Source organism: Paraburkholderia sabiae (genome assembly GCF_030412785.1).
Taxonomy (GTDB): Bacteria; Pseudomonadota; Gammaproteobacteria; order Burkholderiales; family Burkholderiaceae; genus Paraburkholderia; species Paraburkholderia sabiae.
Genome location: NZ_CP125295.1, coordinates 4048338 through 4075305, shown reverse-complemented (window position 1 = coordinate 4075305; position 26968 = coordinate 4048338). Strand labels below are relative to the sequence as shown.

Genomic DNA, 26968 nt, shown 5'->3' with positions numbered 1-26968 from the left:
GTTCGCTTGCATGTCAGTGCGCATCGGGCGGCGGCGCGGTATTGCCGAAAGGCCGCGAAAACAGCACGCTGACGAGTCCCACCGCGAAACACAGCGAGACCGCGAGGAACGTGTCGGAGAAGGTCAGCACGAGCGCTTCGCGCATCATCAGCGCGTGCAGCGATGAGAGGCCCGCGGATGCGCCGTTGAGCATGTCCCCGCCGACAGCCGCGAAATGCGCGGCCTGATTGCGCAGAATGTCTTCAACAACGGGACGGCCTGCCGTCACATGTTCGTCGAGCCGTTCGTAATGCAGGTTCAGACGGTCGTTGAGCATCGTGCTGCACACGGCGATGCCGATTGCGCCGCCCAGATTGCGCATCAGATTGAACAGACCGCTTGCCGACTTGAGGCGAGAAGGCGGCAGCGAACCGAGCGCCATCGTCACGATGGGCGGCACGCAGAACTGCTGGCCGACGCCGCGCAGCACCTGCGGAATCAGCAGTTCATGCCAGCCCCACTGGTTCGTCAGCGGCACATACAGATAGCAGCCGACGCCGAAGCAGATCAGGCCGAACACCATCAGCAGCCGCATATCGACGAAACGTGCGAGGCGCGAATACACAGTCAACGCGACCAGTTGCGCGCAGCCCACCGACAGCAGCGCGATACCGATCTGCAGCGAATCGAAACCGCGCACACGCGAGAGAAACACAGGCGTCAGAAACACCGTGCAGAACAGGCCGATGCCCGTAATGAACGACAGCAGACTGCCGATGCCGAAGTTGCGGATCGCGAGTGCGCGCAGATCGACGATCGGCTCTTTCGCGGTGAATGCATGCACGAGAAACAGAAAGCCGCAGATCGCACAGATCCACGCACAAAACAGAATGACGTCGTCGCCGAACCAGTTCTTGCGCGGGCCTTCTTCGAGCACATATTCGAGGCAGCCGAGAAAGCCTGACATCAAAACGATGCCGAGATAATCGCCGCTCTTGAGCAGCGAAATATCGGCGCGATCGACGTCGACGTAACGCGGCACGAGCACCGTCACCAGCACGCCCGGAACGAGGTTCAGATAGAACAGCCAGTGCCATGACCATTGATCGGTGATCCAGCCGCCGATTACGGGGCCGATGGTCGGTGCAAGCGATGCGAGCGCGCCGATCGTCGTCGCGGCGATGATGCGCTGCTTGCCCGGAAACAGCATGAACGCAGTCGTGAAGACCGTGGGAATCATCGCTGCGCCGAGCGCGCCTTGCAGGCCGCGAAACAGGATCATCGAGTTGATGTCCCACGCGAGTCCGCACAGCATGCTCGTCACCGTGAAGCCGAACGCGGAGAACGCGAACACCCAGCGCGTCGAGAACACGCGCGTGAGCCAGCCCGTCATCGGAATCACCATGATTTCGGCGATCAGATACGAAGTCTGCACCCAGGAGAGTTCGTCCTGGCTCGCGGACAAGCCGCCGCCGATATCCTTCAGCGACGATGCCACGATCTGGATATCGAGCGTCGCCATGAAGAAGCCGAGGCACAGCAGCGAGAACGCGAAGACTTTGGTTGCGGTCGGCAGATCGGCCGGGTTCATGGGAGCGGAAGTCGTCTTGCTCATGATGTTCGCCGCGTCCGTGGATTACGAAGCCGAGCTTGTGTGATCGCCGTCGGCGCGCAGATGCACTTTCACCGTCGCAGAGAGACCGGGACGCAGCACGCCTTGCATGTCCTTCGGCACAGTGAGGCGCACACGAACGGGCACACGCTGCACGATCTTCGTGAAGTTGCCGGTGGCGTTCTCGGCGGGCAGCACGCTGAAAGTTGCGCCCGTTGCCGGCGCGAGACTTTCGACCACGCCTTCGATACGACGGCTCGACGCATCCAGATCGACGTCGACGGTATCGCCGACTTTCATCTTCTTCAGCTGGTCTTCCTTGAAGTTCGCGTCGATCCACAGACCGCTCGCGGGCACGACCGTCAACAGCGACACGCCGATATTCGCGAGCACGCCGACACGCGCCGTGCGATTGCCGACGTAGCCGTCGATCGGTGCGCGGATCGTCGTGTACTCGACGTTCAGCGCGGCGACCCGTTGCGCCGCCACTGCGGTTGCAACGCGAGCGTGTGCGTCGTTGATCTGTGCGTCGAGCACGCTTAGCTGACGTTGCGCGGCCGTCAGTGCCGCACTGCTGCGATCCACCGATGCATGGGCTTTCGCGAGATCGGCATCAGCACGTTCGACGACCTGGTTCGATACGGCATCGTCTTTCACCAGCTGGCGATAACGCACCGAATCCGACGCGCTGCGCGTGAGTTCCGCATTCGACGCGCGCACTTCGGCGGACTGTTCGTTGATCGTCGCGAGTTGCAGCGACTTCTTCGCTTCCAACTCCGTCACCGACGCTTCCGCGCTCGCGACTTCCGCGTTGGCCTGCGCGAGACGCGCATCGTAATCGCGCGAATCGAGGCGGATCAGCACCTGACCTGCTTTCACGTACTGGTTGTCCTGCACCAGCACGTCGTCGACGAAGCCGTTCACTTTCGGCGCGAGCACGGTGACGTCGCCGCCAACGTAGGCGTCGTCTGTGGTTTCGACAAAACGGCCCACGAAGAACCAGTACGAAACGGCGGCCGCGACCACGACGATCACGGAGATCACCGCCAGACGCATCCACGGAATGCTGCGTGTCTGTTTTGCGGCGCCGGCGACGGCGGGCGGTGCAATGGAAGGAGTGGTAGACATGGCTGTATTTGCGTGTGCGTATGCACTGAGAAACGTTGAAAAAAAGCGCTCAGAAGCGCCTGCTTTTTTGCTGCACTTCTTGAGCGTTATCGCTTCGTCATGTCGAACAGTTCTTCGCGCAGATTCGCAGCACGCTGCGTTCCGAAGCGCTGCTCGAACTCGTTCTGCGCTGCATGCCAATGCTCGCGCGCTGCTTTCAAGCGTTCTTCGCCCGCCGTCGTCAGCATCACGGTCAACACGCGGCGATTGCTGCGCGATGCTTCCGTGAAGACAAGTCCGTCGCGTTGCAGCGGCTGGATCGCGCGGACCAGCGTGGTTCGTTCCATCACCATCGAATCGGCGAGTTCCTTCATCGTCATCCACTTGCGATAACGCAGGTGGATCATGATCGAGAACTGCGTCGTCTTCAGGCCGACCTGGCCGAGATGGCGGTCGTAAAGCTGGGTCACAAAGCGCGCCGCCTGCCGGATCGCAAAGCAATCGTCTTCCGGCGACACCTGTATTTCTTCCGTTCCGGACTCTACGTGCATATGCACACCATTGAATCGATTTCGTCGGATGCGTCTCGCGACGCACAAAAGACAACGGGATTATGAAGACGTCAGATTGAACAGTTCGGCGCGCAATGCTTTCGCGCGGCTGCGTCCGAACTTGCTTTCGAATTCTTCCTGCGCTGCACGCCATGCAAGCGCGGCCTGCTCGAAGGTTTCCTTGCCCGCTTTCGACAGGCTGAACTGAAACGTGCGGCCGTCATGTTCCGACGATTCGCTAAGAACAAGACCATCACGCTGCAACGGCTTGAGCGCACGCACAAGCGTGGTGCGTTCCATCACCATCGAGTCCGCCAGTTCGAGCATCGTCAGACCCGGCTTGCGCGCAAGCTTGGCGACGATCGTGAACTGCGCCGCCGTCAGGCCGACTTCGCCGAGATGTCGCTCGTAGATTTGCGTCACGTACCGCGCCGCCTGGCGCAGCGCGAAACAGTTGCAATCGTCATGTGAAATGGGCTTGCTCATGGGAAGGAAGTCTATATGTGCGTATGCACGCTGTCAAATCGCAGCGCAGCACACAAACTGGAATTCTTTGTTGCTCATAACGCCAACACACTGACAGCCACGTCCACGCGATGCGCGCCGCCGCCAAGAATCATGCCGCGCAGCAGCGAAACGTCGCTGTAATCGCGGCCGATCGCGAGCGTGACGTGATCCATGTCGGCGAGAACGTCGTTCGTTGGGTCCAGATCGATCCAGCCGCTTTGCGGGCAATGCACCGACACCCACGCATGCGACGCGTCTGCGCCAATGAGACGCGGCTGGCCCGGCGGCGGATCGTTGCGCAGATAGCCACTGACGTAGCGCGCCGGCAACCCGAGCGCGCGCAGACAGCCGATCATCACCTGCGCGAAGTCCTGACAGACGCCGCTCTTCATATCGAACGCACGTTCGGCGGGCGTATCGAACATCGTCGCGGACGGTTTGTAGTCGAAATCCGCGTGAATGCGGTGCATCAGGTCGATCGCGCCCGCGACGATCGGCGTGCCAGGACGAAAGCTGCGCAGCGCGTAGTCGCGCAACGCGGGTTTGAGCGCGATATTCGGCGACGCAAAACAGAACTCGACTTGCGGATGACACGCGCCGCCCGCGCGAAACCGCATCGAATCCGCAACGTCTTCCCACGCAGGCGTCGCGTCGGAATCGAGATCGGTCCAGCGCGGCACGAGTTGAACGGTCGTTTCGCTGACCATCTGCAGGCGTTCGTGCGGCGCATCGAGCGCGAAATACAGCACGTCGTTGCCGAAGGCATCGATGCGGCTATGCAGATACGAAGGCGCCGGCTCGATGCGTTCCGTATGCGCGACCACGCGCTGCCACGCGCACGCAAGCGGACGAATCGTCGCGAGATGCTGCGCGGTTTCGACGAGCGTCGAATAGTGATAGGTCGTGCGATGCGACACGGACAGCAGCGTTTGCGCGTCTTTCATGACGACACCTGCGCCGCGAGCGTGTTCGCGTGGCTGAAATAGCGCGCGCTGATTTCATTGGCGGCGGCCGTCACGTTCATCGCGAGCCGGTCGCACAGCGCGATCAACTCCGTATACAGACCGTTGCCGTCCGTCGTGCACAACTGTTCGAGCGACGGCAACGTATTCGCAGCCGGCAGCATATCGCTGAACGGACGATGCCGCGCGCCGTCCGCCGCCCGCGAAATATCGTCGAGCTTCGAGCGCAAGCGCGCGTACACGCCGTACAGTCCGCGCGGATTGGTCGGCTCGATCACGAGCAGATCGATCAGCGCGGGCACCTCCAGCCGCCCCGGATACAGCGACCTATATGTGAGCGTGCTGTCGAACAGTTGCAGCAGCAGATCGAACGCGGCGGGCGTCGCAAGCTGACGCTGCATCGCGACGACGCGCAGTATCGATGTCATCGCCCACACGCGTTCGATATGGCGGCCCGCGAACATCAGTCGCCACGCTTCGTCACGCGTCATGCGGTCGCCTTGCGCGCCGCTGATCGCGGCCAGTTGCGTGGCGAGATGTTCGAGCGCGTTCATCAGCGAGACGCGGTTGTAGCGCGCCTTGCCGCGCGACGACGCATTCGACGACACTGCCGCAGCGGGCGTCAGTTCGTGCAACGCGTCGCGGAAGTCGTTGCGCGCCGCGAGCGTGATGCGCCAGTGATCGTTCGACAGCCGCCCGCGTATCTCGCCGCTCGCGCGCGCCTGGCTCGCGAGGTTTTGCCCGATGCTGTAAGCGCCCGTGTTTTCGTGCAGATTCGCGACCAGCGTGCGCTCGAACGCCTGCAACGATTGTCCCGCGACGATATCGCCCGGTTGCACGAGACCGAATTGCAGCGCGAGTTCGGCAAGCGTCGCGAACATCGTGTCCGCGCCATTGCTTTCCAGCGAGCCGAGTATCAGCCGCAACAGCCGCACGTTGTTTTCCGCGCGCTCGCCGTAACGGCCGCTCCAGAACAGATTCTCCGCAGCGCGGCTCGACACCGTGCGATGCTTGCGCGCGAGATCGGCGGGTTCGAGCGGCGACGGTAATAGTGTGAACGTCGAATTGGGCTGACTCGACAGCACCCACGTATCGACGCTACTGCCGCCGAACTGCATCGACACCGACGACTGCCGCTCCCCTGCGAGACGCGTGAAGCCGCCGGGCAGCACATGCCAGTCGCCGTTTACATCAGCGACGGCGATCGCCCGCAGCACGCCCGGACGATTGCCGAGCGTGCCGTCTTCATAGCGCGGCGTGCACGAATACGGCAGCGGCTGCTGGATCGTGAACGCATCGGGCGCGCGCTCGATTCGGCTCTTCCACCCGTCGAGCCGCTGCGCGCCCTGCGCCATCCCAGGCGGACCGTCAGGCTTGCGCGCAGGCCACGTCGGTTGCAGAAACGCTTCGTCCATGTTCGCGAACGCGTGCTCGCGCGCGGCTTCTTCGCCGCACCACCATGTCGACACGCCGTTGAGCAGCAGCGGCTCGTTGAGCAACGTCTGCGCGATACCCGGCAAAAAACCATGCATTGCAGGCGATTCGAGAAAACCCGAACCCGGCACGTTCGACACGATCACATTGCCCGCGCGCATCACCTGCAACAGACCGGGCACGCCGATCGTCGAATCGGCGCGCAGTTCGACGGGATCGCAGAACGCATCGTCGAGACGGCGCACCACGACATGCACGCGCTCGAGTCCCGTCAGCGTCTTCAGATACAGCATGTCGTTGCGCACCGTCAGGTCTTTGCCTTCGACGAGCGTCACGCCCAGATAGCGCGCGAGAAACGCATGCTCGAAATAGGTCTCCGCGAACGGCCCCGGCGTGAGCAACGCGATATGCGGCGCGCTGTCCGTGTTGCCGTCGCGCATCGTCGCGCGCGCCCATTCGGCGAGCGTCGCGATCAGCGTAGAAAACGTAGGCGCGAGCCGGCTCACGCGCATTTCGCGGAACGCATCGGCGAAAACGTTCGACACGATCATGCGGTTTTCGAGCGCATATCCAAGGCCCGACGGCACTTCCGTACGATGCGAGACGACCGTCCATTCACCGTTCGGCGCACGCGCCAGATCGACGCCGACTACCTGCAGGAACTGGCCGCCCTGTGGCTCGAAGCCCTTCACGGCGCGCAGATAACCGGGATGCCCGAACACCAGCGCGGGCGGCAGCTTGCTTTGCAGCAACAGCTTCTGCGCCCCATACACATCGGCGACGATCGCGTTGAGCAGCTTCGCGCGCTGCTTCACGCCGCGCTCGATATGCGCCCATTCGTCTTCATCGATGATGAACGGCAGTAAGTCGAGCGACCACGGACGCGGCTCGCCCTTATCCGCGTAGACGTTGTACGTGATGTCGTTGTCGCGCACCTGTTGCGCGATGGACGCGCGCCCCGGCTCCAGACCCGCGACGCCTTCCTCGCCGAGCAGTTCGAAAAAGCGCCGCCACGGTTCGCGCAGCAGGCCCGACGCATCGCGCAATTCGTCCCAGTGGCCCTCGCGCACGTCCAGCAGCGGCAGCGTGCGCAGCAACGCGAGAGCGTCCGGATGGCCTGCTGCCGCTTCGAACGGAAAAGTCGATTGAAAGGCCAAGATGTCGTCGCGAGTCTGTCGTTGTTGGTTTCAATAGCGGCTTACCAGTGCCGCAAATCCAGCGTGAACGGAAACTCCTGGCTGCGCGGCGCATCTTCGACAGCCAACGCACCCGGCGTGTGGCCCGTCGTGAAGAAGCGCGCGCGACGCCGGCTTTCCGCTTCGTACGCATTCACCGGGAACGTCTGATAGTTGCGTCCGCCGGGATGAGCGACATGATACTGGCATCCGCCGATCGAGCGCCCCGTCCACATATCGACGACATCGAACGTCAGCGGCGCGTGCACACCAATCGTAGGATGCAGCGACGACGACTGCTGCCATGCGCGGAAGCGCACGCCCGCGACGAATTCGCTGACGCGGCCCGTCGGTTGCAACGGCAAGGTCACACCGTTGACGCTCACGCGATGACGGTTGTCGTTCAGCCCAAGCACCTTCACTTCGAGCCGCTCCACCGACGAATCGACATAGCGCACCGTGCCGCCCGCCGCGCCCTCCTCGCCCATCACGTGCCACGGTTCCAGCGCGCCGCTGATCGCGAGCGACAAACCGTTCGCATGCATTTCGCCGATAGCCGGAAAGCGGAACGCGAAGTGCGGCGCGAACCATTCGCTGTCGAATGCAAAGCCTGCATCGCGCAGATCGGCGAGCACGTCATCGAAATCCATCTGCACGAAGGTGCCGAGCAGGAAGCGGTCGTGCAGTTCCGTGCCCCAGCGCGTGAGGCGCGTCGTGTACGGCTTCTGCCAGAACTTCGCGACGAGCGCGCGCAGCAGCAGTTGCTGCACGAGACTCATGCGCGCATGCGGCGGCATTTCGAAGCCGCGTAGTTCGAGCAGACCGAGGCGGCCTGTCGGACCATCGGGCGAATAAAGTTTGTCGATACAGAACTCGGCGCGGTGCGTATTGCCCGTCACGTCGATCAGGATGTTGCGCAGCGCGCGGTCGATCATCCACGGCGGCAGTTGCGCACTCTCCCTGCCGCCGAGCAGATCGATCTGCCGTTGCAGTTCGTCGAACGCGAGTTCGAGTTCGTAGACCTGGTCGTTGCGTGCTTCGTCGATGCGCGGCGCCTGGCTCGTCGGGCCGATGAACAGCCCGGAAAACAGATACGACAGCGACGGATGGTTGTGCCAGTACGCGACGAGGCTCGCGAGCAGATCGGGACGGCGCAGGAACGGGCTATCGACGGGCGTCGCACCGCCGAGCACGAAGTGATTGCCGCCACCCGTGCCCGCGTGACGGCCGTCGAGCATGAACTTCTCCGTGCTCAGATACGACTCGTGCGCGGCGTTGTACAGAAACTCGGTGTGATCGACGAGTTCGTTCCAGTTCTTCGCAGGATGAATGTTCACTTCGATCACGCCGGGATCGGGTGTCACCTGCAGCACCTTGAGACCCGGATCGCGCGGCGGCGGATAGCCTTCGATAACAACCTGCATGTGCAGTTCGGCGGCTGTCGCTTCGACGGCGGCGAGCAGATCGAGATAATCGTCGAGTTCGGTCAGCGGCGGCATGAAGACATGCAGCAGCGCGCGGCCATCGCTCATCGAGTCCGCTTCCACTTTCGGGCCTGCTGCGCGCGCCGGATTGCGCGCCTCGACGCACAACGCCGTGCGAATCACCGACGACGCCGATTCGCCGTGCTCGGGAACGCGGTCTTGCGGCGCTGTGCCGATGCCTGTGCCCGTTGCGCGTGCGGATGCACCGCGTGGCGCATCGTCCTTCGACACGCCGTCATACTGCATCCGCAATTCCGCCGACGTACGCAGCGGCATCGCTTCCGCGAACGGATCGTGCGCATGCTGATACGGATAGTCGGCCTTCGACACCCACGGCAGCGAATCGAGCGGCAAGCGATAGCCCATCGGCGAATCGCCGGGAATCAGATACATGCGGTCGTCGCGGAAGAACCACGCGCCGCTTGTCCAGCCTTTATCAATTTCGTCTCGCGCAATCGGCAGTACATATCCCGTCACGCCGGACAACCCCGCGTCGAACACGCGCCGCAGGCGCACGCGCTCCATTTCGTCTTCGAGGCGCGAATCGAATGGATCGACGTTGACGGGCAAACGGCGCTCGCGCCACAAGTAGTACCATGTGTCCTCGTAGCCCGCCTGCACATACTGGCTGTCCACCGACAGCTTGCCTGCGAGCACGTTGAGAAAGCGCTGCGCGTCGTCGGCTGTGTAGTAACCGGGACTGCGCTCGTCGGCGAACAGTGTCGGGTCGCGCCAGCACGCCTCGCCATCCGCGCGCCAATATAGCGACAGCGCCCAGCGCGGCAATTGCTCGCCCGGATACCACTTGCCCTGCCCGATATGCAGAAAGCCATTCGCGCCGTAGTACGCGCGCAGCTTGTCCATCAGCGCGACGGCGTACGCGCGCTTGGTCGGGCCGAGCGCGTCGGTGTTCCATTCGGCGGCATCGCGGTCGCGCACCGAGACGAAAGTCGGCTCGCCGCCCATCGTCAGGCGCACGTCCATCGCATCGAGCCGGCTGTCGACATGCGCGCCCATCGTCAGCACGCGGTCCCACGCGGCTTCCGTATAAGGCTTCGTGACGCGCGGCGATTCAAGCACGCGCGTGATCGACATCGCGTGCGCGAATTCGACTTCGGATTCGTCGACGGCGCCTGAAATCGGCGCGGCGCTGCCCGGCTCCGGTGTGCACGCCACGGGAATATGGCCTTCGCCCGCGAGCAAACCCGAAGTCGGATCGAAGCCGATCCAGCCCGCGCCGGGCAGAAACACTTCGCACCACGCGTGCAGATCGGTGAAATCGTATTCGGTGCCGCTCGGGCCATCGAGCGACTTCGTATCGGGCGCGAGCTGCAGCAGATAGCCGGACACGAAGCGCGCCGCGAGCCCCAGTTGGCGCAGCGTTTCGACCAGCAGCCAGCCCGAATCGCGGCACGAACCCGACGCGTTGACGAGCGTTTCCTCGGGCGTCTGCACGCCAGGCTCCATGCGGATCAGGTAGCGGATTTCGCGTTGCACGCGCTGGTTCAGATCGACGAGAAAATCGGTCGTGCCGCGCGGCGAGCGGTCGATGCTCGCGACGAACTCCGCGAAACGCGGCGTCATTTCGCGCTTCATCCGGTATGGCGCAAGCTCGGCGGCGAGTTCGGGCGCGTACTCGAACGGGAACTGCTCGGCGGAGGGTTCGAGAAAGAAATCGAACGGGTTGTAGACGGCCATCTCCGCGACGAGATCGACCGTGATCTTGAACTCGGGCGTGCGCTCGGGAAACACGAGCCGCGCCTGATAGTTCGCGAACGCATCCTGCTGCCAGTTGATGAAGTGCTGCCCGGGCTCGACGCGCATCGAGTACGACAGGATCGGCGTGCGGCAATGCGGCGCCGGACGCAGCCGCACGACCTGCGGCGACAATCCGACGAGACGGTCATAGCGGTAATGCGTGACATGGTTCAGCGCGACGCGTATGGACACTCCGGACTCCTGGACTGAAAAGGCCGATAACGGGGTAACCGCAGGGGGCAGCCGCGAAAAGCAAGCTTTATGCCGTTGATCGTGAGCGTGCTGCTTGCACTGCGTTTGTGTCTATCGCGTTGTCACGTCTGGGCTGCATGCTTTTGCGCGTGATTCGCTCAGAGGTTTCGCAGCGGCGTTGGCAGAGCTCACGCACCAAAGCGGCGCATGCGTGAATCCGTCCGCCCTCGCAATGTGCGCGCGACCTTCGATGTTATAGCGGAGCGGCATGAAGATTGCGGGAACGCGAGCGCCTTGCACATCCGTTTTATCACCTCCCTTAACGCACGACACAACCGGGTTGAAGCGATGAAAGCCTTCCATTGCAACCGATGCGACCAGCGTGTGTTCTTTGAAAACGTGTTGTGCGAACGCTGCGAAGCGCTGCTCGGCTACGTGCCTGAACTGCGCGAGATCAGCGCGTTCGAAGATGCGGGCGAAGGCCAGTGGCGCAGTCTGCATCCCGACGCCGAAGGCAAGCTGTACCGTCAATGCCACAACTATGCAGTCGAAAACGTCTGCAACTGGATGCTGCCCGCCGACGATCCTGAAACGCTATGCCGCTCGTGCCGTCTCACGCACACCATTCCGAACTTGGCCGAGCCGAATAACCGGCTCTACTGGTATCGGCTGGAAACGGCGAAGCGGCGCCTGCTCTACACGCTCGACGCGCTCGGTCTCGCGATCGAGTCGCGCCAGGCCGATCCCGACAACGGCCTCGAATTCGATTTCCTCGAAAACGTCGATCCTGCCGCGCCCGTGATGACGGGCCACGACAACGGCCGCATCACGCTGAATATCGCCGAAGCCGACGATGCGCATCGCGAGAAAGTGCGCACCGATATGCGCGAGCCGTATCGGACGCTGCTCGGGCATTTTCGCCACGAATCCGGGCATTACTACTTCGAGAAGCTGATTGCGGGCACGCACTGGCTCAAGCCGTTTCGCGAGCGTTTCGGCGACGAGCAAACCGACTACGGCGAAGCGCTCGACGCCTACTACGCCAACGGCGCACCCGCCGATTGGGACACGCGCTTCATCAGCGCGTACGCGACGATGCATCCGTGGGAAGACTGGGCTGAAACGTGGGCGCACTATCTGCTGATCGTCGACGTGCTGGATACGTCGACGGCATACGGGCTCGCGCTGCTGCCGCCCGCGCCGAACGAGCCGCGCCTGACGGACCAGACGCCCGTCGAGGAAGCGAGCTTCGATAATCTGATGAAACGCTGGTTTCCGCTGACGGATGCGCTGAACAGCCTGAACCGCAGTCTCGGCATGCCGGACGGCTATCCGTTCACGCTCGCGCCGCCTGTCGTCGACAAGCTGCGCTTCGTGCATCGCGTGATCGCACAGGCGTCAGCGTCCGCGCGTAAATGAGCGTGGGCCGCACACGCGTGCGGCCCACCATGAACGCGCGTTACTTCTTCTGCAGCAGCGACTTCAGCTCTTCGACATTCTCTTCGACGCGCTTCGCGATTACCGCATACGAATCGGCCTGCGTGCGATAAGCGGCTTGCGTGAGCTGCTGCATATCGGCGAGCGCCTTGTGCAGCGACTGCTGGACGAGTTCGGCCGTTTGCGCCGACGGCATGCCGCCCGACGCCGCCTGCTTCTGCACGGCTTCCTGAAGCTCGGTCAGCGTCGTGCGCAGCATTTCGGCCTGTTTTTGCGCGAGCGCCTGCATGCCTTGCACGGCCGTCTGGTTGGCGGCAATCAGCGCCTCGACGTCCTTGCGACGCGCTTCCATCACGGCCGGCACGTCGAATCCGGGCAGTTTGAACTGATCGAACAGCTTGTTGAATTCGGCGAACGGGTTGGCGGCGTCAAAGGGTTCCATGCTTGATCTCCTGGCGCGTCGGTGGGGTGGGATATGTGCCGCGAAGGGTTGAGCAGGCACATGGCACGATCATGCCCGTTAATGCGGCAATGCGCCAGCCACGGACGACGCAGGCCGTCAGCGTGCGCTCGCGCCCTGCTGGCGCTGCATTTCCCGTTCCACCCGCTTCGGAACTGCGGTCCGCCGCCTCCTTTCCGCCCCCAATTCATATCACGTTATGATGCACCGCGACAAAGCATGCGATACGGGTTTTCCCTGCGTTTTCAGGTCGATGCGAGCCTTGCCAGCCGGGCCTGGCGGCGGATTTATATCACGTTGGCATATATCCATGACCACAAGTTGTTTCCGTTCTGATAGCTTTTCCCTTAACGTACGCCTGCCGCATTCTCCCGCTTCTATTGTTTTCCCCATTACAGAACAAAATCTTGACCCGTTCTCCTCTTATCCAGTGGCTGGCGCGCTTTTACCCCGCCGCAATGAACGTCAAATGGCCCGAGCGCATGCGCTCGGCTCTCGGCGCGCTGATCGGCATTGCCTTCACGGGCGGCAGCATGCATCTGCTGCTCGGGCCGGGCGCAAACATTCCGATGCTGGTCGCACCGATGGGCGCGTCGGCCGTGCTGCTGTTCGGCGTGCCCGCGAGTCCGCTCGCGCAGCCGTGGTCGATCATCGGCGGGAATCTTGTTTCGGCGACGGTCGGCGTGGCCTGCGCGACGCTGATCTCGGACCCCGTCGCGGCTGCGGCCCTGGCCGTGGGCGTGGCGATCGCCGCGATGTTCGCGTTTCGCTGTGTGCACCCGCCGTCAGGCGCGGTCGCGCTGACGGCCGTGCTTGGCGGCCCGGCCATCCACGCGCTCGGCTTCCGTTTCGTGCTGGAACCGATCCTGATCCAGTCGGCGGCGCTGCTGGGCGCGGCGCTCGTCTATCACGCGGTGACGGGCCATCGCTATCCGCACGCGACGCGCGCCGCACCCGCCGCGCCGCAAGTGCCCGCGTCGAGCAGCAACATCACGCGTGACGATCTCGAAGCCGTGCTGAATCGCCGTGGCGAACTGCTCGACATCGATCCTGAAGATCTCGAAACGCTGTTCCGCGAAACGCAGATGCAGGCGTATGCCCGCACGTTCAGCGAACTGGCGTGCCGCGACGTGATGTCGGCGCCCGTCGTCAGCGTTTCTCCAGATACGACCTTGCGCGCCGCCGCCGATCTGCTGCAGCGCCATTCGATCAAGGCGCTGCCCGTGATCGACAAACGTGAACGCGTGGTGGGCATCGTTACGCGCGCCGATCTGGCGAACAAGCCGAAAAGCGTGGACCTTCGTCTGATGGAAGCGCTCGCGGCGCGCCTTTTCAAGCGCGACACGCATCGCGGCCGGCTCGTCAGCACGGTGATGACGACGCATGTGCGCACCGTCGCGACGGGCACGCCGATCGTCGAACTCGTGCCGTTCTTCGCCGACGACGGTCATCACCACATTCCCGTGATCGATAAGCACGACCGGCTGGTCGGCATCATCACGCAGTCCGATCTGATCGAGGGCCTCTACCGGCAAAGCCAGATGCAGGCCCAGGCGCAACAGCGTCCCGCCGCCTGACGAACCAACAGCACTGAATCTTCCGAACGGCGATGCACCTGCATCGCCGAATGTATCATTTTGTGATATATTTTCCGTTTCCCCCTTGCGCGGCCAACCGACATGAAAGTTCTCACACGCACGTTGAATAAAGCGGACTTCGAACAGCTATCGGAGTTTCGCTATCAGATGCGGCGCTTCGAACGTTTCTCCGAACAGGCCGCGCAGGGCGAAGGCATTACGCCGCTGCAATACCTGTTGCTGCTGCATATCAAGGGCTATCCCGATCGCGAGTGGGCGACCATCGGCGAACTGGCGGAACGTCTGCAGGCGCAGCATCACGGCGTCGTCGCGCTGGTGTCGCGCTGCGAAGCACTCGAACTCGTCAAGCGCAAGGTCAGCGAGACCGACCGCCGTCAGGTGGAAGTACATCTGCTGAAGGCCGGCGAAAAAGTACTCTCGCGCCTCGCCGAACTGCATCGCGCTGAACTGCGCTCGCTAAAGGGCGCGTTCACCATTCCGCAAATCGATTTTTAATTCCGGCTTCAAGGCAGCACAGCATCCATGAGCGACAACTCTCACAAGCGGGACTTCTCCAGCAATTCGCGTCTGCCCGGCATTTCAGCGCTAGCGGCAGGCATCGGATTTCTCGCCACGCTCGCGGCATTCGTGCTGCTGAGCCTGATTCATCTGTTCACGAACCTGTTCTTCTTCGGCAGCTTTTCGTTCGCCGACCGCTCGCCTGCGGGCAATACGCTCGGCGTGTGGGTGATCGTGATTCCCGTGATCGGCGGTCTGATCGTGGGCATGATGGCGCGCTTCGGTTCCGACAAGATTCGCGGACACGGCATTCCCGAAGCGATCGAAGCCATTCTGTTCGGCAAGAGCCGCATGTCGCCGAAGGTTGCTGTGTTGAAGCCGTTGTCGTCGGGCATCGTGATCGGCAGCGGCGGCCCGTTCGGCGCGGAAGGCCCGATCATCATGACGGGCGGCGCGCTCGGCTCGCTTATCGCGCAGTGCGTAAAGGTGACGTCGGCGGAACGCAAGACGCTGCTCGTCGCGGGCGCCGCCGCGGGCATGACGGCCGTGTTCGGCACGCCCGTCGCAGCCGTGCTGCTCGCCGTCGAACTGCTGCTGTTCGAATGGCGGCCGCGCAGCTTCTTGCCCGTCGCGCTCGCATGTGCTGTTGCGGGCTTCGCGCGCGCGATCTTCTTCGGCACGGAAGCGCTGTTCCCGCTGCAAACGGCAGCGCCCACGGCCATTTCGCTCGTCTGGTGCGTGATCGCGGGGCTGTTGTCGGGCGCGCTCGCGTCGGGCCTCTCGGCTGCGCTCTACAAGACGGAAGATCTCTTTCACAAGCTGCCGCTGCACTGGATGTGGTGGCCTGCCATCGGCGGCCTCGCGGTCGGCATCGGCGGTTTCATCGAACCGCGCGCGCTCGGCGTCGGCTATGACGTGATCGGCGATCTGCTGCACCAGCACATTGCGTTGCAGGTGGCGATAGCGATTCTCGTCGTCAAGGCGGTGATCTGGGTGATCGCGCTCGGCTCCGGCACGTCGGGCGGCGTGCTCGCGCCGCTGCTGATGCTCGGCGCGGGGCTCGGCACCGTGCTGGGCCACGTGCTGCCCGGCAGCGAACCCGCAATGTGGCCGCTCGTGTGCATGGCCGCGACGCTCGGCGCGACGCTCGGTGCGCCGTTGACGGCCATCGTGTTCGCCTTCGGCCTCACGCACGACGCCAACGCGCTGCTGCCGCTGCTGGCCGCGACGCTGGTAGCGCACGGCTTCGCCACCGTCGTGATGAAGCGCTCGATCATGACGGAGAAGATCGCGCGGCGCGGTTATCACATCTATCGCGAGTACGGCGTCGATCCGCTCGAACGGCATTACGTGGACGAAGTGATGACGCAAAAGGTCGATTCGATCGACGGCACGATCAGCGTGCGCGATGCGCTCGTGTCGTTCTTCGGCGCCACGCAGAAGCGCCGTGCGTATCCTGTCGTGCGTGAGAACGGCGCGGTGCTCGGCATCGTCGATCGCGCGACGCTCGATGCCGTGCGCGACGGCGCCACGCAGCACACGCTCGACACGCCGCTCGCCGATGTGATGAAAGATCACTCGCCCGTCGTCGCACTGCCCGACGAAACCTGCCGTCTCATCGCAACGCGTCTTGCCGTGCATGATCTCGAACGCTTGCCCGTCGTCGTCGATCGCGATTCGATGCAGCTGCTCGGCGTCGTTTCGCGCAGCGATCTCGTGAAGACATCGGTTGCGCACTTCGAAGAAGAGCACAAGCGCGAGCGCTTCCGCCGTCTGAGTTTTTCGTCGGGCAAGAAACAGTTCGAGCCCGTGCCCAAGACGCCGACGCGCACGCATAGCTGACGCGTCGCAACTATCGCAACGTAAAACCCCTGCAAATACGAGCCGGAAACAGACTTCCGGCTCGTGACATCTAACTCCTCGAAAACGTCGCATTGCCCGTCGAGGAGGCTCAGATGAAATCCGCACACTGGTTGCTGATTGCCGCGCTTGCTGTGTTCGCATTTGCAGGCGCGCCTGCCTGGGCGCAAAGCTCAGGTCCAACCGATCCACAAATCGCCGCCATCGTCGTCGCCGCCAATCAGGCGGATATCGACGCGGGCAAGCTCGCCGAATCGAAAGCGCATTCGCAAGACGTGAAGGGGTTCGCGCAACAGATGGTCAAGGATCACACGGCCGTCAACAAGACTGCCGTCGACCTCGTGAACAAGCTCGGCGTGAAGCCCGAAACGAATCCGACCAGCGACAGCCTAAAACAGGGCGGCGCAGCGAACATCGCGAATCTGAAGCCGCTGCAGGGCGCGAAATTCGACCGCGCGTATATCGATCATGAAGTGACGTATCACCAGAACGTGATCGACGCGCTCGACAAGACGTTGATTCCGTCCGCACAAAACGCCGAACTGAAAGCGCTGCTGGTAAAGGTGCGGCCCGCGTTCGTCGCGCATCTGGAGCACGCGAAGATGGTGCAGTCCTCGTTGCCGCAAGCGCAATGAAGCGCGTGCGCCATGCTGCGCTGCGAATGTGCGCGTCGTTTTTGTGGGTTGTCGCGACGACTTCGTTTGCGAACACCTATGTCGTGACGATCGAGCAGATGCGCTTCAATCCGCCTGCTTTGACCGTGCATCGCGGCGACGAGATCGTGTGGGTCAACAAGGATCTCGTCGCGCATACGGCGAGCAGCGATGCAAAGGTCTTCGATGCGGGCTTCGACTCGCAGAGCATCGCGCCCGACGCGTCATGGCGTTATCGCGCGAGCACGCCGGGGCGCTATACGTATCGCTGCATCTTTCATCCGACGATGCGTGGCACACTGACCATAGAACCCGCGCGATGAAGGCAATGACGCATAGCGACATGAAGAGGGAGACGATGGACGCCACGCTGGCCGACGCATCGACGACGCCACGCCCCGACGACGATCTGGAAATCGCGCACCGCATCGCAGCAGGCGACCGCGCCGCATTCGAACTGCTGATGCGCCGTCACAACCGGCGTCTCTATCGTCTTGCGCGCGCCACGCTGCGCAACGACGCCGAAGCGGAAGACGCGTTGCAGGATGCGTATCTGAACGCGTACAGATCGATTGCGCAGTTTCGCGGCGATGCAAAGCTGTTCACGTGGCTATCGCGGCTCGTGCTGAACGAATGCTTCGCGCGAATGCGACGTGAAGCTCGGCGACAGAATGTGGTTCCCATACTGCACGATTGTCCGGACGACGAGCAGATGTCATCCACCATGCACACGACGAACGCCCACGACTACAACGCCCCCGATCAGGCCGCAGCGCGCGCGGAGATTCGCGCGCTGCTCGAACGGAAGCTCGACGCGCTGCCTGCGGGTTTTCGCACGGTGTTCGTGTTGCGCTCTGTCGAAGAGATGAGCGTCGAAGAAACCGCGCAGTGCCTGGATATACCCGAAGCCACCGTGCGCAGCCGTCATTTCAGAGCGAAACTGTTGTTGCGCGACGCGCTCGCGGATGAAGTCGACACGCTGGGGCCGGACCTCTTCGAGTTTGGCGGCGCGCATTGCGATCACATCGTCGCATCGGTGCTCGCGCGACTGCGCGGCACATAGCGGGAGACACATCATGAAGCGAGGAATCAGCCTGCTCGCAGGCATCGCGCTTGTTCCCGTTGTCTGCATGGCGGGGCAAACGCAGCGCATACGGATCGAATCGGCGACATATGGCGTGAATTGCGGCGCGGCGTCCGGCAATTCCACGCACGATCTCGCGGCGCACTGCAACGATCGCTCGACGTGCCGCTATATCGTCAAGGCGAGCCTCGACCGGACGCAGGGCGCGTCATGCGCACGCGACTTCACGGCCGAATGGTCGTGCGATCATCGCGAAGTTCATCGCGCGATGCTGAGCGGCGAAGCGGGCAACGGCAGTTCGCTGATACTCACCTGCATCCCTTCGACGGGCGCCGGCAAGTAAGTTCACAAGTCCAGCGTCACGCTCGCGTTTTCTCCTTCGACAACGGGATGCGCCATGCAGATCAGCGCGCAGCCCTTTGCGACGTCGGCTTCCACTTCGCCGTCGTACGCGACCTGGCCTGACAGCACTTTCGTCGAGCACGTGCCGCACATGCCTGAACGGCAGCTCGATTGCGCATCGATGCCGTTTTTCTCGGCGAATTCGAGCAGGCTGCCATGCTTCGGCAGCCATTGGATCGTGCGTTGCGAACGCGCAAACGTCACTTGCGCGCCGCCTGCTTCGACTTCGGCTTTCTCTTCGGCAGCCGGCGTGCGCTTCACACTGGCCGGTCCGAACGCTTCGAAACGGATGCGTTCGTCGGCGACGTTCAGCGCGCGCAATCCTTCGTACAGATCGCGCATGAACTGCTCGGGGCCGCACAGGTAGAAGTCGTAGTCGTCGAATGGCAGTGCGCGCTTAAGGGCCGCGATGTCCACGCGACCTTTTTCGATGCCGTCTTTCGCTTCACCGCCGCTGTCATAAAGATGCACGGAAACGTGCGTATAACGCGCCGCCACATCCTTCAGATGCGCGCTGAACGGACGCTCGCGATCGCTGCGCGCGCCGTGAAAGAAGTACAGCTGCTTTGCCTTAGCATCGTTGCCCGCACGCACATTCAATTCATGATCGAGCATCGCAATCATCGGCGTGATACCGATGCCTGCCGAGATGAACACGGCGGGACGCGTGCTTTGAGTGTCGTAGACGAATGCGCCACGCGGCGTCATCGCTTCGATTTCCATGCCCGCGGCCAGATGGTCGTGCAGCCAGTTCGACGCGATGCCTTCACGCTTCACGCTGATCCGGTAACGGCGCGGATCGCGTGCGCCTGAGAGCGTGTATGTGCGCGTCAACGGCGCATCGCGTCCTTCGACGGGCACGCGTATCGGCAGATATTGACCCGGCTGATATGCAGCCAGCGGCGCACCATCCAGCGATTCGAAATAGAACGAGCGAACCAGCGGTGTCTCATCGACAACCGCCGCGACTTTCAACTTCCGCCAGGGCGATACAGCAGCAGCCGTCTTGCGAATAGCCTCGGCAAATTGCGGCGCATAGTCGACATCCGACCAGCGAAACGGCAACACGCCTTTGCTGCGCCGCACTTCCTGCACATGAAATCGCATCAGCCGCTCGGCGCCTTCAAACGCGGCCACTTCCGGCCCTTGCCAGACGATCTCGGCGCGCACCGCGAGATACAGCAGATCGCCGTTCGCGAAGTCGATGAACAACAAACCCGCGCGCGGATCGTGCAGCAGATTGCCGATCGTATTGAAGAACTTGTTGCCACTGAAGTCCGGCGTGGTAAGCGTCGCGGCATCGTCGACACGCACGAAGCCCGGCGCGCCGCCGCGATGCGACACATCCGCGCCGCGTGCAAGGCCCGCATCGTCCGCCGTATTGGCGCTCGCGATGTAGAACGTGTCGGCGCGAGCCAGCAGCGCGCGGTCCGCGTCGCTCAATTGCGCCGCGACTTCCTGCGGCGCGGCCGTATCGCCTGAAACGCGTTCGATAAACGTCGGCACGCGGCCCTGAATGTACTTCGCGCAGTTGCCGAAGCTCTGACTCACTTCGAGCGTGACGGCATCGCCGTCCACCGCCGTCACGACGCCGTTGATGCGATTGCGCCGCCGCGTATGCGGCTGAATGCCGAGCCCGCCGATCATCGCGCCCGTCTGCCAGCGTCCTTCGAGCGGGTCGCCGGGCAATGCGCCGCCCTGAATGCGCAACGTGTTCGCATCCGGCGACGACACGAAGCCCGGCGTGCCCGTGCGTATCGTCGCCCACGGCTGCCCGCTCACATCGACGCCGCCGAACACCATGAACGGCTGCTGCGCAAAGAACTCGCGATGCTGATCCGGCATCGAGCGCCGGATGCCGCGTCGTCCCGACGAATTCGCCTGCATGTCCACGCCCGCCAGCCGCTGAGCGGCAAGTTCGTCGGCGTGAAACGGCGAGGTGTCGAGGCCCCAGCCGTTCAGAGGGATGAAATCGGACATGTCAGGCTCCTGCAGGCAAAACGTCAATGCGTCGGACGGAACCGCGCGCTGTTTATCCGGCGAGCAGCCCCGCCTTCGTCGATGGCATTGCGATGAAACGCGGCAGCGCTTCCACGCGACGCAGCCACGCGCGAATGTTCGGATACGGTTCGAGCGACACACCGCCTTCGGGCGCATGCGCGATGTACGTGTGCGCGGCGATATCGGCGATCGTCACTTGCTCGCCCGCCGCGAACGGCTTGGTCGACAGTTCGCGGTCGATCACGTCGAACAGCTTCACCGCGATGCTCTTCGCCGTTTCGTGATGCAGCGGCGCGCCGAACACGGTGACGAGCCGCGCCGCGCACGGGCCGTACGCGATCTGCCCCGCCGCCAGCGACAGCCAGCGCTGCACGGCAGCGGCTCCCAAAGGATCGCTGGGCAGCCACGAGGCGTCGCCATAGCGCGTCGCGAGATAGACCAGAATCGCGTTCGAATCGAACAGCGTCACGTCGCCGTCCTGGATCGTCGGCACCTGCCCGAACGGATTCAGCGCCAGATACTCGGGCTTGCGGTTGTCGCCGGCGCGCATGTCGAGTTCGACCACTTCGAACGGCAGGTCGAGCAGAGTCAGAAACAGCTTCACGCGATGCCCATGCCCCGACAGCAGCGTCGTGTACAGGCGGATCGGTTGAGCGGGTTTGGCTGCGGGCATTCGGGTCTCCGTGGTTCAGCGGTGTTGGACAATCCAAGGTTAATGCGCGCCGTCTTGTTGCAGAAGCCTGATAACCTTGAAAACACAATCATCTGAAAGTGGACAATCGACATGGCCGACGTGCGCGACGTGAACCTGAACCGGCTGGCTGTCTTCGTCGCCGTGGTCGAAGCGGGCTCGCTGACGGCAGCGGCGGCAAAGCTCGGGCTCGCGAAGACCATGGTCAGCACGCACATGCAGCGGCTCGAAGCGGAAGTCGGCGCGAGCCTGCTGGTGCGCACGACGCGTCGGCTCGGCGTCACGGAAGCGGGCCGCGCGTTCTACGACGCGAGCGTGAAGATCCTGCGCGCGGCAGAGGAAGCGCTGGCTGAAATCGGCGGCGAGGAAGCGCCCGTGCGCGGCACGCTGCGCGTCAGTTGCCCGATCGATTACGGCACGCTCGTCGTCGCGCCCGTGCTGGTCGAATTGCGGCGCGCGCATCCGCAACTCGATATCGAACTGCTGTGCAGCGATCATCTCGTCGATCTGATCGCGGACGGCATCGATGTCGCGATCCGGCTCGGCCGTCTTGCCGATTCGAACTATCGCGCGGTGAAACTCGGCAGCTTCGAGAAATGGGTTGTCGCGAGTCCGGGCTTTGTCGAAAGCTGGGGCGAGCCGCAAGCGCCCGCCGATCTGCCCGCACGGCCTTTCGTCGCGCTGACTGTCTTGCCGCGTCCGCAAACGCTCGATCTGCGTCACGCGGACGGCCACACCGACAGCGTGCGCTGCGAGAACGCGTTTCTCGTGAACACGGCGGAAGCCGCGCGCGCCGCGACGCTCGCGGGCGGCGGCGTCGGTTTGTTGACCGACTTCTCGATTCGCGCCGATGTCGCCGCCGGGCGTCTCGTGCGCCTGTTGCCCGACTGGTCGACGGAAGCGGCGGGCATCCAGGCCGTGTTTCCGCCGACGCAGCACACGCCGCCGAAAGTCCGCGCGCTGATCGATACATTCAAAAACTATCTCGCGCGCAATGCGTGAAATTCAGTCGTAAAAGCGCATCGGTAGAATTGTCCGTCCGGGTTTCAGCCGATCAAGCGCGACGCTCGCCGGGCCGTTGTGACACGAAGCCAATTTCATCGAACACGAAGCGAACAACGAAGCAAACATGAAAAACATCGACGACACGCAAGACATGCTCGGCGCCGCGTTTCTGCGCCACGACGACACGAACGCCACGATGCGCGCCGAAGGCGAGCGGCTCGAACACGACAGCGCCGTCTATCGCACGCTGCTCGAATCGACGAAAGCGATTCCGTGGAAGATCGACTGGGCGACGATGGCGTTCACCTACATCGGCCCGCAGATCGAAGCGCTGCTCGGCTGGGCGCCGTCGTCATGGAAGACGGTCAATGATTGGGCCGAACGCATGCATCCCGAAGACCGCCAGAAGGTCGTCGAATTTTGCGTCGCGCAATCGCAGGCGGGCACCGATCACGAAGCCGACTATCGCGCGCTGACGAAAGACGGCGGCTACGTGTGGCTGCGCGACGTCGTGCACGTAGTGCGCAAGCCCGATGGCGGCGTCGATTCACTGATCGGCTTCATGTTCGACATCAGCGAACGCAAGCGCACGGAAGAAAAGCTCGCGCGGCTGCAAAAGGAACTCGAAGAACTGTCGTTCAAGGACGGACTGACGGGCACAGGCAACCGCCGCATGTTCGACGGCGTGATGCAGCGCGCGTGGGCGGCAGGTCAGGAAAGCGGCAAACCGCTGTCGCTGATCATGATCGACATCGACTTCTTCAAGGCCTACAACGATTACTACGGCCACATTCAGGGCGACGAATGCCTGAAGCGCGTCGCGGGCGTGCTCGCGAAAGCCGCGCGCGCCGACGACTTTCTCGGGCGTTTCGGCGGCGAAGAGTTCGTGATGGTGCTGCCGGATACCGACGCTGACACCGCCGTGAAAATGGCGGAACGCTGCCGCAATCTGATCGACGCCGAAGCGATCGCGCATGTGCGCTCGCCGCACGATCAGCGCGTGACGGCGAGCTACGGCGTCGGCACGATCGTGCCCGACGGCAAGATGGACACGACTGCGTTCATCAACCTGATCGACGCGCAGCTGTATCAGGCGAAGGACAACGGCCGCAACCGCATCGTGGCCGTCGATCGCGCGGGTCTCGGCGGCGAGGCGTTCCGCACGCACTCGCGATAAACCTTGGCGCTAGGCCTGCTGAAGCGTCAGACCGTCTTCAGCACGCGCGGCTTGGGTTCAGGCGCGGGCACGGGCAAAGGCATGCTGTCTAACTCGCTTTTGCCCGCGACGATCGACAGATACCGCAGACAGCACACGCGCAGGAACGATGCGAAATTGCTCGGCACTTCGCCGCGCAATGCGATGAGTTCGTCGTAGAGTTTGACGGCGAATTGCGTGGTCGTCATGTTTTCGCGCGACGCGATTTCATGCAGCACGTCCCAGAAGAGATTCTCCAGCCGCACGGTTGTGATCACGCCGTGGATGCGCAGCGACCGCGTGCGCGATTCGTAGAGGATCGGGTCCGCGTTGACGTACACGTTGCACATGTTTGTCTCCATTGATCATATGAGTGCGGCGGCTCGCACGACGCCGCCGCACTCACGCGTTTGGATCAGATTGTGCGCCTGTTCATCTGGTTTGCGATGTAGTCGGCCTGACGGATCGCGAGCGTCACGATCGTCAACGTCGGGTTTTCCGCGGCGCCCGTCGTGAACTGGCTGCCGTCGGAAATGAACAGATTCGCCACGTCGTGCGTCTGGCCGTATTTGTTGCACACGCCGTCCTGCGCTTTCGCGCTCATGCGTGCAGTACCGAGATTGTGCGTCGACGGGTACGGCGGCACACTGTACACGGTCTTCGCGCCCGCCGCCTGATACACGGCGCTGCCCTGTTTGAAGCCGTGCTCGCGCATCGCTTCGTCGTTCGGGTGATCGTCGAAATGCACGTTGGGCACAGGTTGCCCGTACTGATCCTTGACGTCCGTATTCAACGTGATGCGGTTCGTCTCGCGCGGCATGTCTTCGCCGACGATCCACATGCCCGCCGTGTACGGATACGAATCCATTGCCTGCGTGAAGTCGGAGCCCCATGCGCCGGGATTCAAAAACGCCGCATAGAAAGGCAAACCCAGCGACACCGTTTCCATGTGATAACCGCCCGCGAATCCGCGCGACGTATCGAAGCGCGCTTCGTCTTCGATAATGCCCGCCATCGTCGTGCCCTTGTACATATCCACTTTGTCGTTGAACACGGCATAGACGGAACCCGTGGTGTGACGCATGTAGTTACGTCCCACCTGTCCCGACGAATTCGCGAGGCCATCGGGGAAATGGCTCGAATGCGAATTCAGCAGCAGGCGCGGCGTTTCGATCGCATTACCCGCCACCGCGACGATGCGCGCTTTCTGGCGTTGCAGCTTGCCGCCGGCGTCGTAATAGACGACGGCGCTCGCCTTGCCTTTCGCGTCCGTTTCGATCTTCACGACCTGCGCCTGCGTGCGCAACTCCATATGGCCCGTCGCCTGCGCGCGCGGAATCTCGGTATAGAGCGTCGACCATTTCGCGCCCGTACGGCAGCCCTGGAAACAGAAGCCGCGCTGGAAGCAATGCGCGCGGTCGTCGCGCACGATGCTGTTGGTCGCCATGTGCCCCGTGTTGCATTCCTTGTAGCCGACCTTTGTCGCGCCGTTGTACATCACCTTGAAGTTGTTGTTGCCGGGCAAACCCGGCAAGCCGTTTGTGCGCGTCACGCCCATCTTCTTCTCGGCGCGGTCGTACCACGGCGCCATTTCTTCGCTGGTGACGGGCCAGTCGAGCAGGTTCGCATCCTTGATCGCGCCGTAATGCGTTTTGGCCTTGAATTCATGCGGCTGAAAACGCAGGCTCGCGCCCGCCCAGTGTGTCGTCGTGCCGCCTACCGTCTTGCAGATCCACGCAGGCAGCCCCGGGAAGTCGGTGGCGATGCGCCAGCTGCCCGACGTCGTGCGCTTGTCGAGCCACGACAGCATCGAGAAGGAACCCCACTCGTCGGTGGTGAAATCGCCTTGCGTATGCAGCTTGCCCGCTTCGAGCACGATCACGTCGATGCCCTTTTGCGCCAGTTCGTTCGCCAGTGTGCCGCCGCCCGCGCCCGAGCCGATGATGACCACGGCGCGCGCATCGTTGTGCGAGAAATGCACCTTGTTGTTGTCGTCCATGTCAGGTCTCCGTGCTCAGCTGTCGGTGGGGATCGGGCCGCTTGCGTTGGCGGGCGGATTCGGCAGCCAGGCGAGATCGTTGAAGCCCTTGGTCAGATAGCCGCCGTCGCCCAGCGCCGCGCCGTAGCCGAAGTGCGCGTAAGCCATGTCGTTGCTGTACAGCGAAACGATGGCCGTCGTGCGCACGGTCGTGAAAAACGGTGTCTTTTCCATTGCGGCGACATCGCGCGCCTGATCGGCGGGCGACCGTTTGGTCCAGTCGGAACCGTTCAGGGCATCGAGCTGCTTCACGCCGTCAGCGAGTTGCTGGCGCACCGCGGGATCTTTCTGCGCCTTTGCATCGAGATCCTTGACGACGAGTGCATAGACGGCATCGTCGAGCGTCTTGTGCGGGTATTGCTGCTTGACGAACGCGAGCAGCACCGCGCCCTGATGCGTATCGAGCGCCTGCATTTCGACCGCCCAGACACGGCTCGGCGCGAGCGTCGCGAGTATCGACGGAAACGCGAGCGTGCCGATCAGCACGCCCGTCCCCTTCAGCCACTCGCGCCTGGAAAGCGAACGCGGTGCAGGTGCGTGATGCTCATGGCCATGTTCGGCAGGCTCCGCTTCGATGGGAATCACTCTGTGACTCATGCCTGTCTCCTTGCATGATTGTGTTGTGGGGTGAGGCCGCGTGTTGCGCGGCTTTCTACTGGTAATGTCCGTGCTTTTCGAGTACTTCGATCTTGTAGCCGTCGGGATCGAGAATGAAGAAGTAACGCGCGAGCAATGCGCCGTCGTCGTTGTGGAATTCGCGCACGTCGTTCGGCGTCATGCCGAGTTCCAGAAAACGCTCGCGTTCGCGCGTCACGTCGTCGACGACGAACGCAACGTGGCCGTAACCGTCGCCATGCGAATACGCGTCTTCGCGGCCTTTGTTCCAGGTGAGTTCGATTTCGTTGTCGGATTCGTCGTTGCGCAAGTAGACGAGCGAAAAGTCGGGGAAGTCGAGCCGGTGCGACGGCGCGAGTCCGAATGCGTTCTGATAGAACTTCAGCGAGCGGTCGAGATCCTGAATGCGGATCATCGTGTGTATCAGCTTGGCCATGTCGTCCCTCCTCCGTGTGATGCTGAGTGTAGGAGCGCGACTTGCGCAGTGGTAATGCAGGGCTAAATGCGCTTAGGGACTTGCCCTATGTTGCGCATGCGTAGCGCGAAGCGAATCGGAAGGATGGATGAAGCGCGGGAACGAAGCGTTGCGCCGTCCGCGCGGGGCGTGCGGCGCAGCATGTGCGGGCTTTGCGATGGTGTCGCCGGTATGCGATCCAGGGTAAGCGATAAG

General features: G+C 62.9%; 24 protein-coding genes. 10 read left to right on the top strand and 14 right to left on the bottom strand.

From position 1 onward, the window contains the following. Positions 1-13 precede the first annotated feature (13 nt). The 7 genes from QEN71_RS18310 to QEN71_RS18280 all read right to left on the bottom strand — a co-directional run bounded on the left by QEN71_RS18310 (position 14) and on the right by QEN71_RS18280 (position 10761). Entirely contained in the window at positions 14-1594 is a 1581-nt protein-coding gene (locus tag QEN71_RS18310; RefSeq protein ID WP_201659715.1) for a DHA2 family efflux MFS transporter permease subunit, read from the bottom strand. A gap of 21 nt (positions 1595-1615) precedes the next feature. Next, a complete protein-coding gene (locus QEN71_RS18305; RefSeq protein ID WP_201659718.1) occupies positions 1616-2719 on the bottom strand; it encodes an HlyD family secretion protein in 1104 nt (367 codons plus the stop codon). Between the two features lie 86 nt (positions 2720-2805). After that, a complete protein-coding gene (locus QEN71_RS18300) occupies positions 2806-3249 on the bottom strand; it encodes a MarR family winged helix-turn-helix transcriptional regulator (protein ID WP_201659721.1) in 444 nt (147 codons plus the stop codon). A 60-nt stretch (positions 3250-3309) separates the two neighbouring features. Next, positions 3310-3735 carry a MarR family winged helix-turn-helix transcriptional regulator gene (locus QEN71_RS18295; RefSeq protein ID WP_201659724.1) on the bottom strand — a complete coding sequence of 142 codons (426 nt, stop codon included), beginning with the start codon at positions 3733-3735 and terminating at the stop codon, positions 3310-3312. 74 nt (positions 3736-3809) lie between these two features. Next, a complete protein-coding gene (locus tag QEN71_RS18290) occupies positions 3810-4700 on the bottom strand; it encodes a transglutaminase family protein (protein ID WP_201659727.1) in 891 nt (296 codons plus the stop codon). Then, positions 4697-7309, bottom strand: a complete 2613-nt coding sequence (locus QEN71_RS18285) for a circularly permuted type 2 ATP-grasp protein (RefSeq protein WP_201659730.1) — start codon at positions 7307-7309, stop codon at positions 4697-4699. The genes QEN71_RS18290 and QEN71_RS18285 overlap by 4 nt, the downstream gene beginning before the upstream one ends. A gap of 41 nt (positions 7310-7350) precedes the next feature. Continuing rightward, positions 7351-10761 carry a transglutaminase family protein gene (locus tag QEN71_RS18280; protein WP_201659733.1) on the bottom strand — a complete coding sequence of 1137 codons (3411 nt, stop codon included), beginning with the start codon at positions 10759-10761 and terminating at the stop codon, positions 7351-7353. A gap of 348 nt (positions 10762-11109) precedes the next feature. Between QEN71_RS18280 and QEN71_RS18275 the strand changes: the two genes are divergently transcribed. Beyond that, positions 11110-12180 carry a zinc-binding metallopeptidase family protein gene (locus tag QEN71_RS18275; protein ID WP_201659736.1) on the top strand — a complete coding sequence of 357 codons (1071 nt, stop codon included), beginning with the start codon at positions 11110-11112 and terminating at the stop codon, positions 12178-12180. A gap of 40 nt (positions 12181-12220) precedes the next feature. Here the strand turns inward: QEN71_RS18275 and phaP are convergent, their stop codons facing one another. Next, positions 12221-12640: a phasin family protein gene (phaP, locus tag QEN71_RS18270; RefSeq protein WP_201659738.1), complete on the bottom strand. Its 420-nt coding sequence runs from the start codon at positions 12638-12640 to the stop codon at positions 12221-12223. Positions 12641-13065: 425 nt separating this feature from the next. On the opposite strand from phaP, the gene QEN71_RS18265 reads away from it, so the two are divergent. The 7 genes from QEN71_RS18265 (at position 13066) to QEN71_RS18235 (ending at position 18694) form a co-directional block, all read left to right on the top strand. Then, positions 13066-14235: an HPP family protein gene (locus tag QEN71_RS18265; protein ID WP_201659742.1), complete on the top strand. Its 1170-nt coding sequence runs from the start codon at positions 13066-13068 to the stop codon at positions 14233-14235. A gap of 102 nt (positions 14236-14337) precedes the next feature. Continuing rightward, on the top strand, positions 14338-14751 hold the full coding sequence (locus QEN71_RS18260; RefSeq protein WP_201659745.1) for a MarR family winged helix-turn-helix transcriptional regulator: 414 nt from the start codon (positions 14338-14340) through the stop codon (positions 14749-14751). A gap of 27 nt (positions 14752-14778) precedes the next feature. Next, positions 14779-16596, top strand: coding sequence for a chloride channel protein (locus tag QEN71_RS18255; RefSeq protein WP_201659748.1), 1818 nt, complete (start codon positions 14779-14781; stop codon positions 16594-16596). 113 nt (positions 16597-16709) lie between these two features. Beyond that, positions 16710-17249 carry a DUF4142 domain-containing protein gene (locus QEN71_RS18250; RefSeq protein ID WP_201659750.1) on the top strand — a complete coding sequence of 180 codons (540 nt, stop codon included), beginning with the start codon at positions 16710-16712 and terminating at the stop codon, positions 17247-17249. Continuing rightward, the gene (locus tag QEN71_RS18245) at positions 17246-17590 is read left to right on the top strand and encodes a cupredoxin domain-containing protein (RefSeq protein WP_201659753.1); all 345 of its coding nucleotides are present in this window, start codon (positions 17246-17248) and stop codon (positions 17588-17590) included. The genes QEN71_RS18250 and QEN71_RS18245 overlap by 4 nt, the downstream gene beginning before the upstream one ends. Before the next feature lie 20 nt (positions 17591-17610). Next, positions 17611-18330, top strand: coding sequence for an RNA polymerase sigma factor (locus QEN71_RS18240; protein WP_290468213.1), 720 nt, complete (start codon positions 17611-17613; stop codon positions 18328-18330). Between the two features lie 13 nt (positions 18331-18343). Beyond that, positions 18344-18694, top strand: a complete 351-nt coding sequence (locus QEN71_RS18235) for a hypothetical protein (RefSeq protein WP_233472115.1) — start codon at positions 18344-18346, stop codon at positions 18692-18694. A gap of 2 nt (positions 18695-18696) precedes the next feature. Here the strand turns inward: QEN71_RS18235 and QEN71_RS18230 are convergent, their stop codons facing one another. Together QEN71_RS18230 and QEN71_RS18225 are read right to left on the bottom strand one after the other, a co-directional pair. Next, a complete protein-coding gene (locus QEN71_RS18230) occupies positions 18697-20733 on the bottom strand; it encodes a 2Fe-2S iron-sulfur cluster-binding protein (protein WP_201659756.1) in 2037 nt (678 codons plus the stop codon). A 52-nt stretch (positions 20734-20785) separates the two neighbouring features. Further along, complete coding sequence (locus QEN71_RS18225; protein ID WP_201659759.1) at positions 20786-21427, bottom strand: glutathione S-transferase family protein; 642 nt, start codon at positions 21425-21427, stop codon at positions 20786-20788. 111 nt (positions 21428-21538) lie between these two features. Between QEN71_RS18225 and QEN71_RS18220 the strand changes: the two genes are divergently transcribed. Next, positions 21539-22447 (top strand): LysR family transcriptional regulator, encoded by a 909-nt coding sequence (locus QEN71_RS18220; RefSeq protein ID WP_201659762.1) that lies wholly within the window; start codon positions 21539-21541, stop codon positions 22445-22447. 127 nt (positions 22448-22574) lie between these two features. Further along, positions 22575-23627, top strand: a complete 1053-nt coding sequence (locus tag QEN71_RS18215; RefSeq protein ID WP_201659764.1) for a sensor domain-containing diguanylate cyclase — start codon at positions 22575-22577, stop codon at positions 23625-23627. A 26-nt stretch (positions 23628-23653) separates the two neighbouring features. Here the strand turns inward: QEN71_RS18215 and QEN71_RS18210 are convergent, their stop codons facing one another. The 4 genes from QEN71_RS18210 to QEN71_RS18195 form a co-directional block, all read right to left on the bottom strand. Beyond that, positions 23654-23995: a ribbon-helix-helix domain-containing protein gene (locus QEN71_RS18210; protein WP_201659767.1), complete on the bottom strand. Its 342-nt coding sequence runs from the start codon at positions 23993-23995 to the stop codon at positions 23654-23656. Positions 23996-24060: 65 nt separating this feature from the next. Then, on the bottom strand, positions 24061-25644 hold the full coding sequence (locus tag QEN71_RS18205) for a GMC family oxidoreductase (RefSeq protein WP_201659770.1): 1584 nt from the start codon (positions 25642-25644) through the stop codon (positions 24061-24063). A 15-nt stretch (positions 25645-25659) separates the two neighbouring features. After that, entirely contained in the window at positions 25660-26280 is a 621-nt protein-coding gene (locus QEN71_RS18200; RefSeq protein WP_201659773.1) for a tat (twin-arginine translocation) pathway signal sequence, read from the bottom strand. A gap of 55 nt (positions 26281-26335) precedes the next feature. Next, positions 26336-26734, bottom strand: coding sequence for a VOC family protein (locus QEN71_RS18195; protein ID WP_201659776.1), 399 nt, complete (start codon positions 26732-26734; stop codon positions 26336-26338). Positions 26735-26968: the final 234 nt, after the last annotated feature.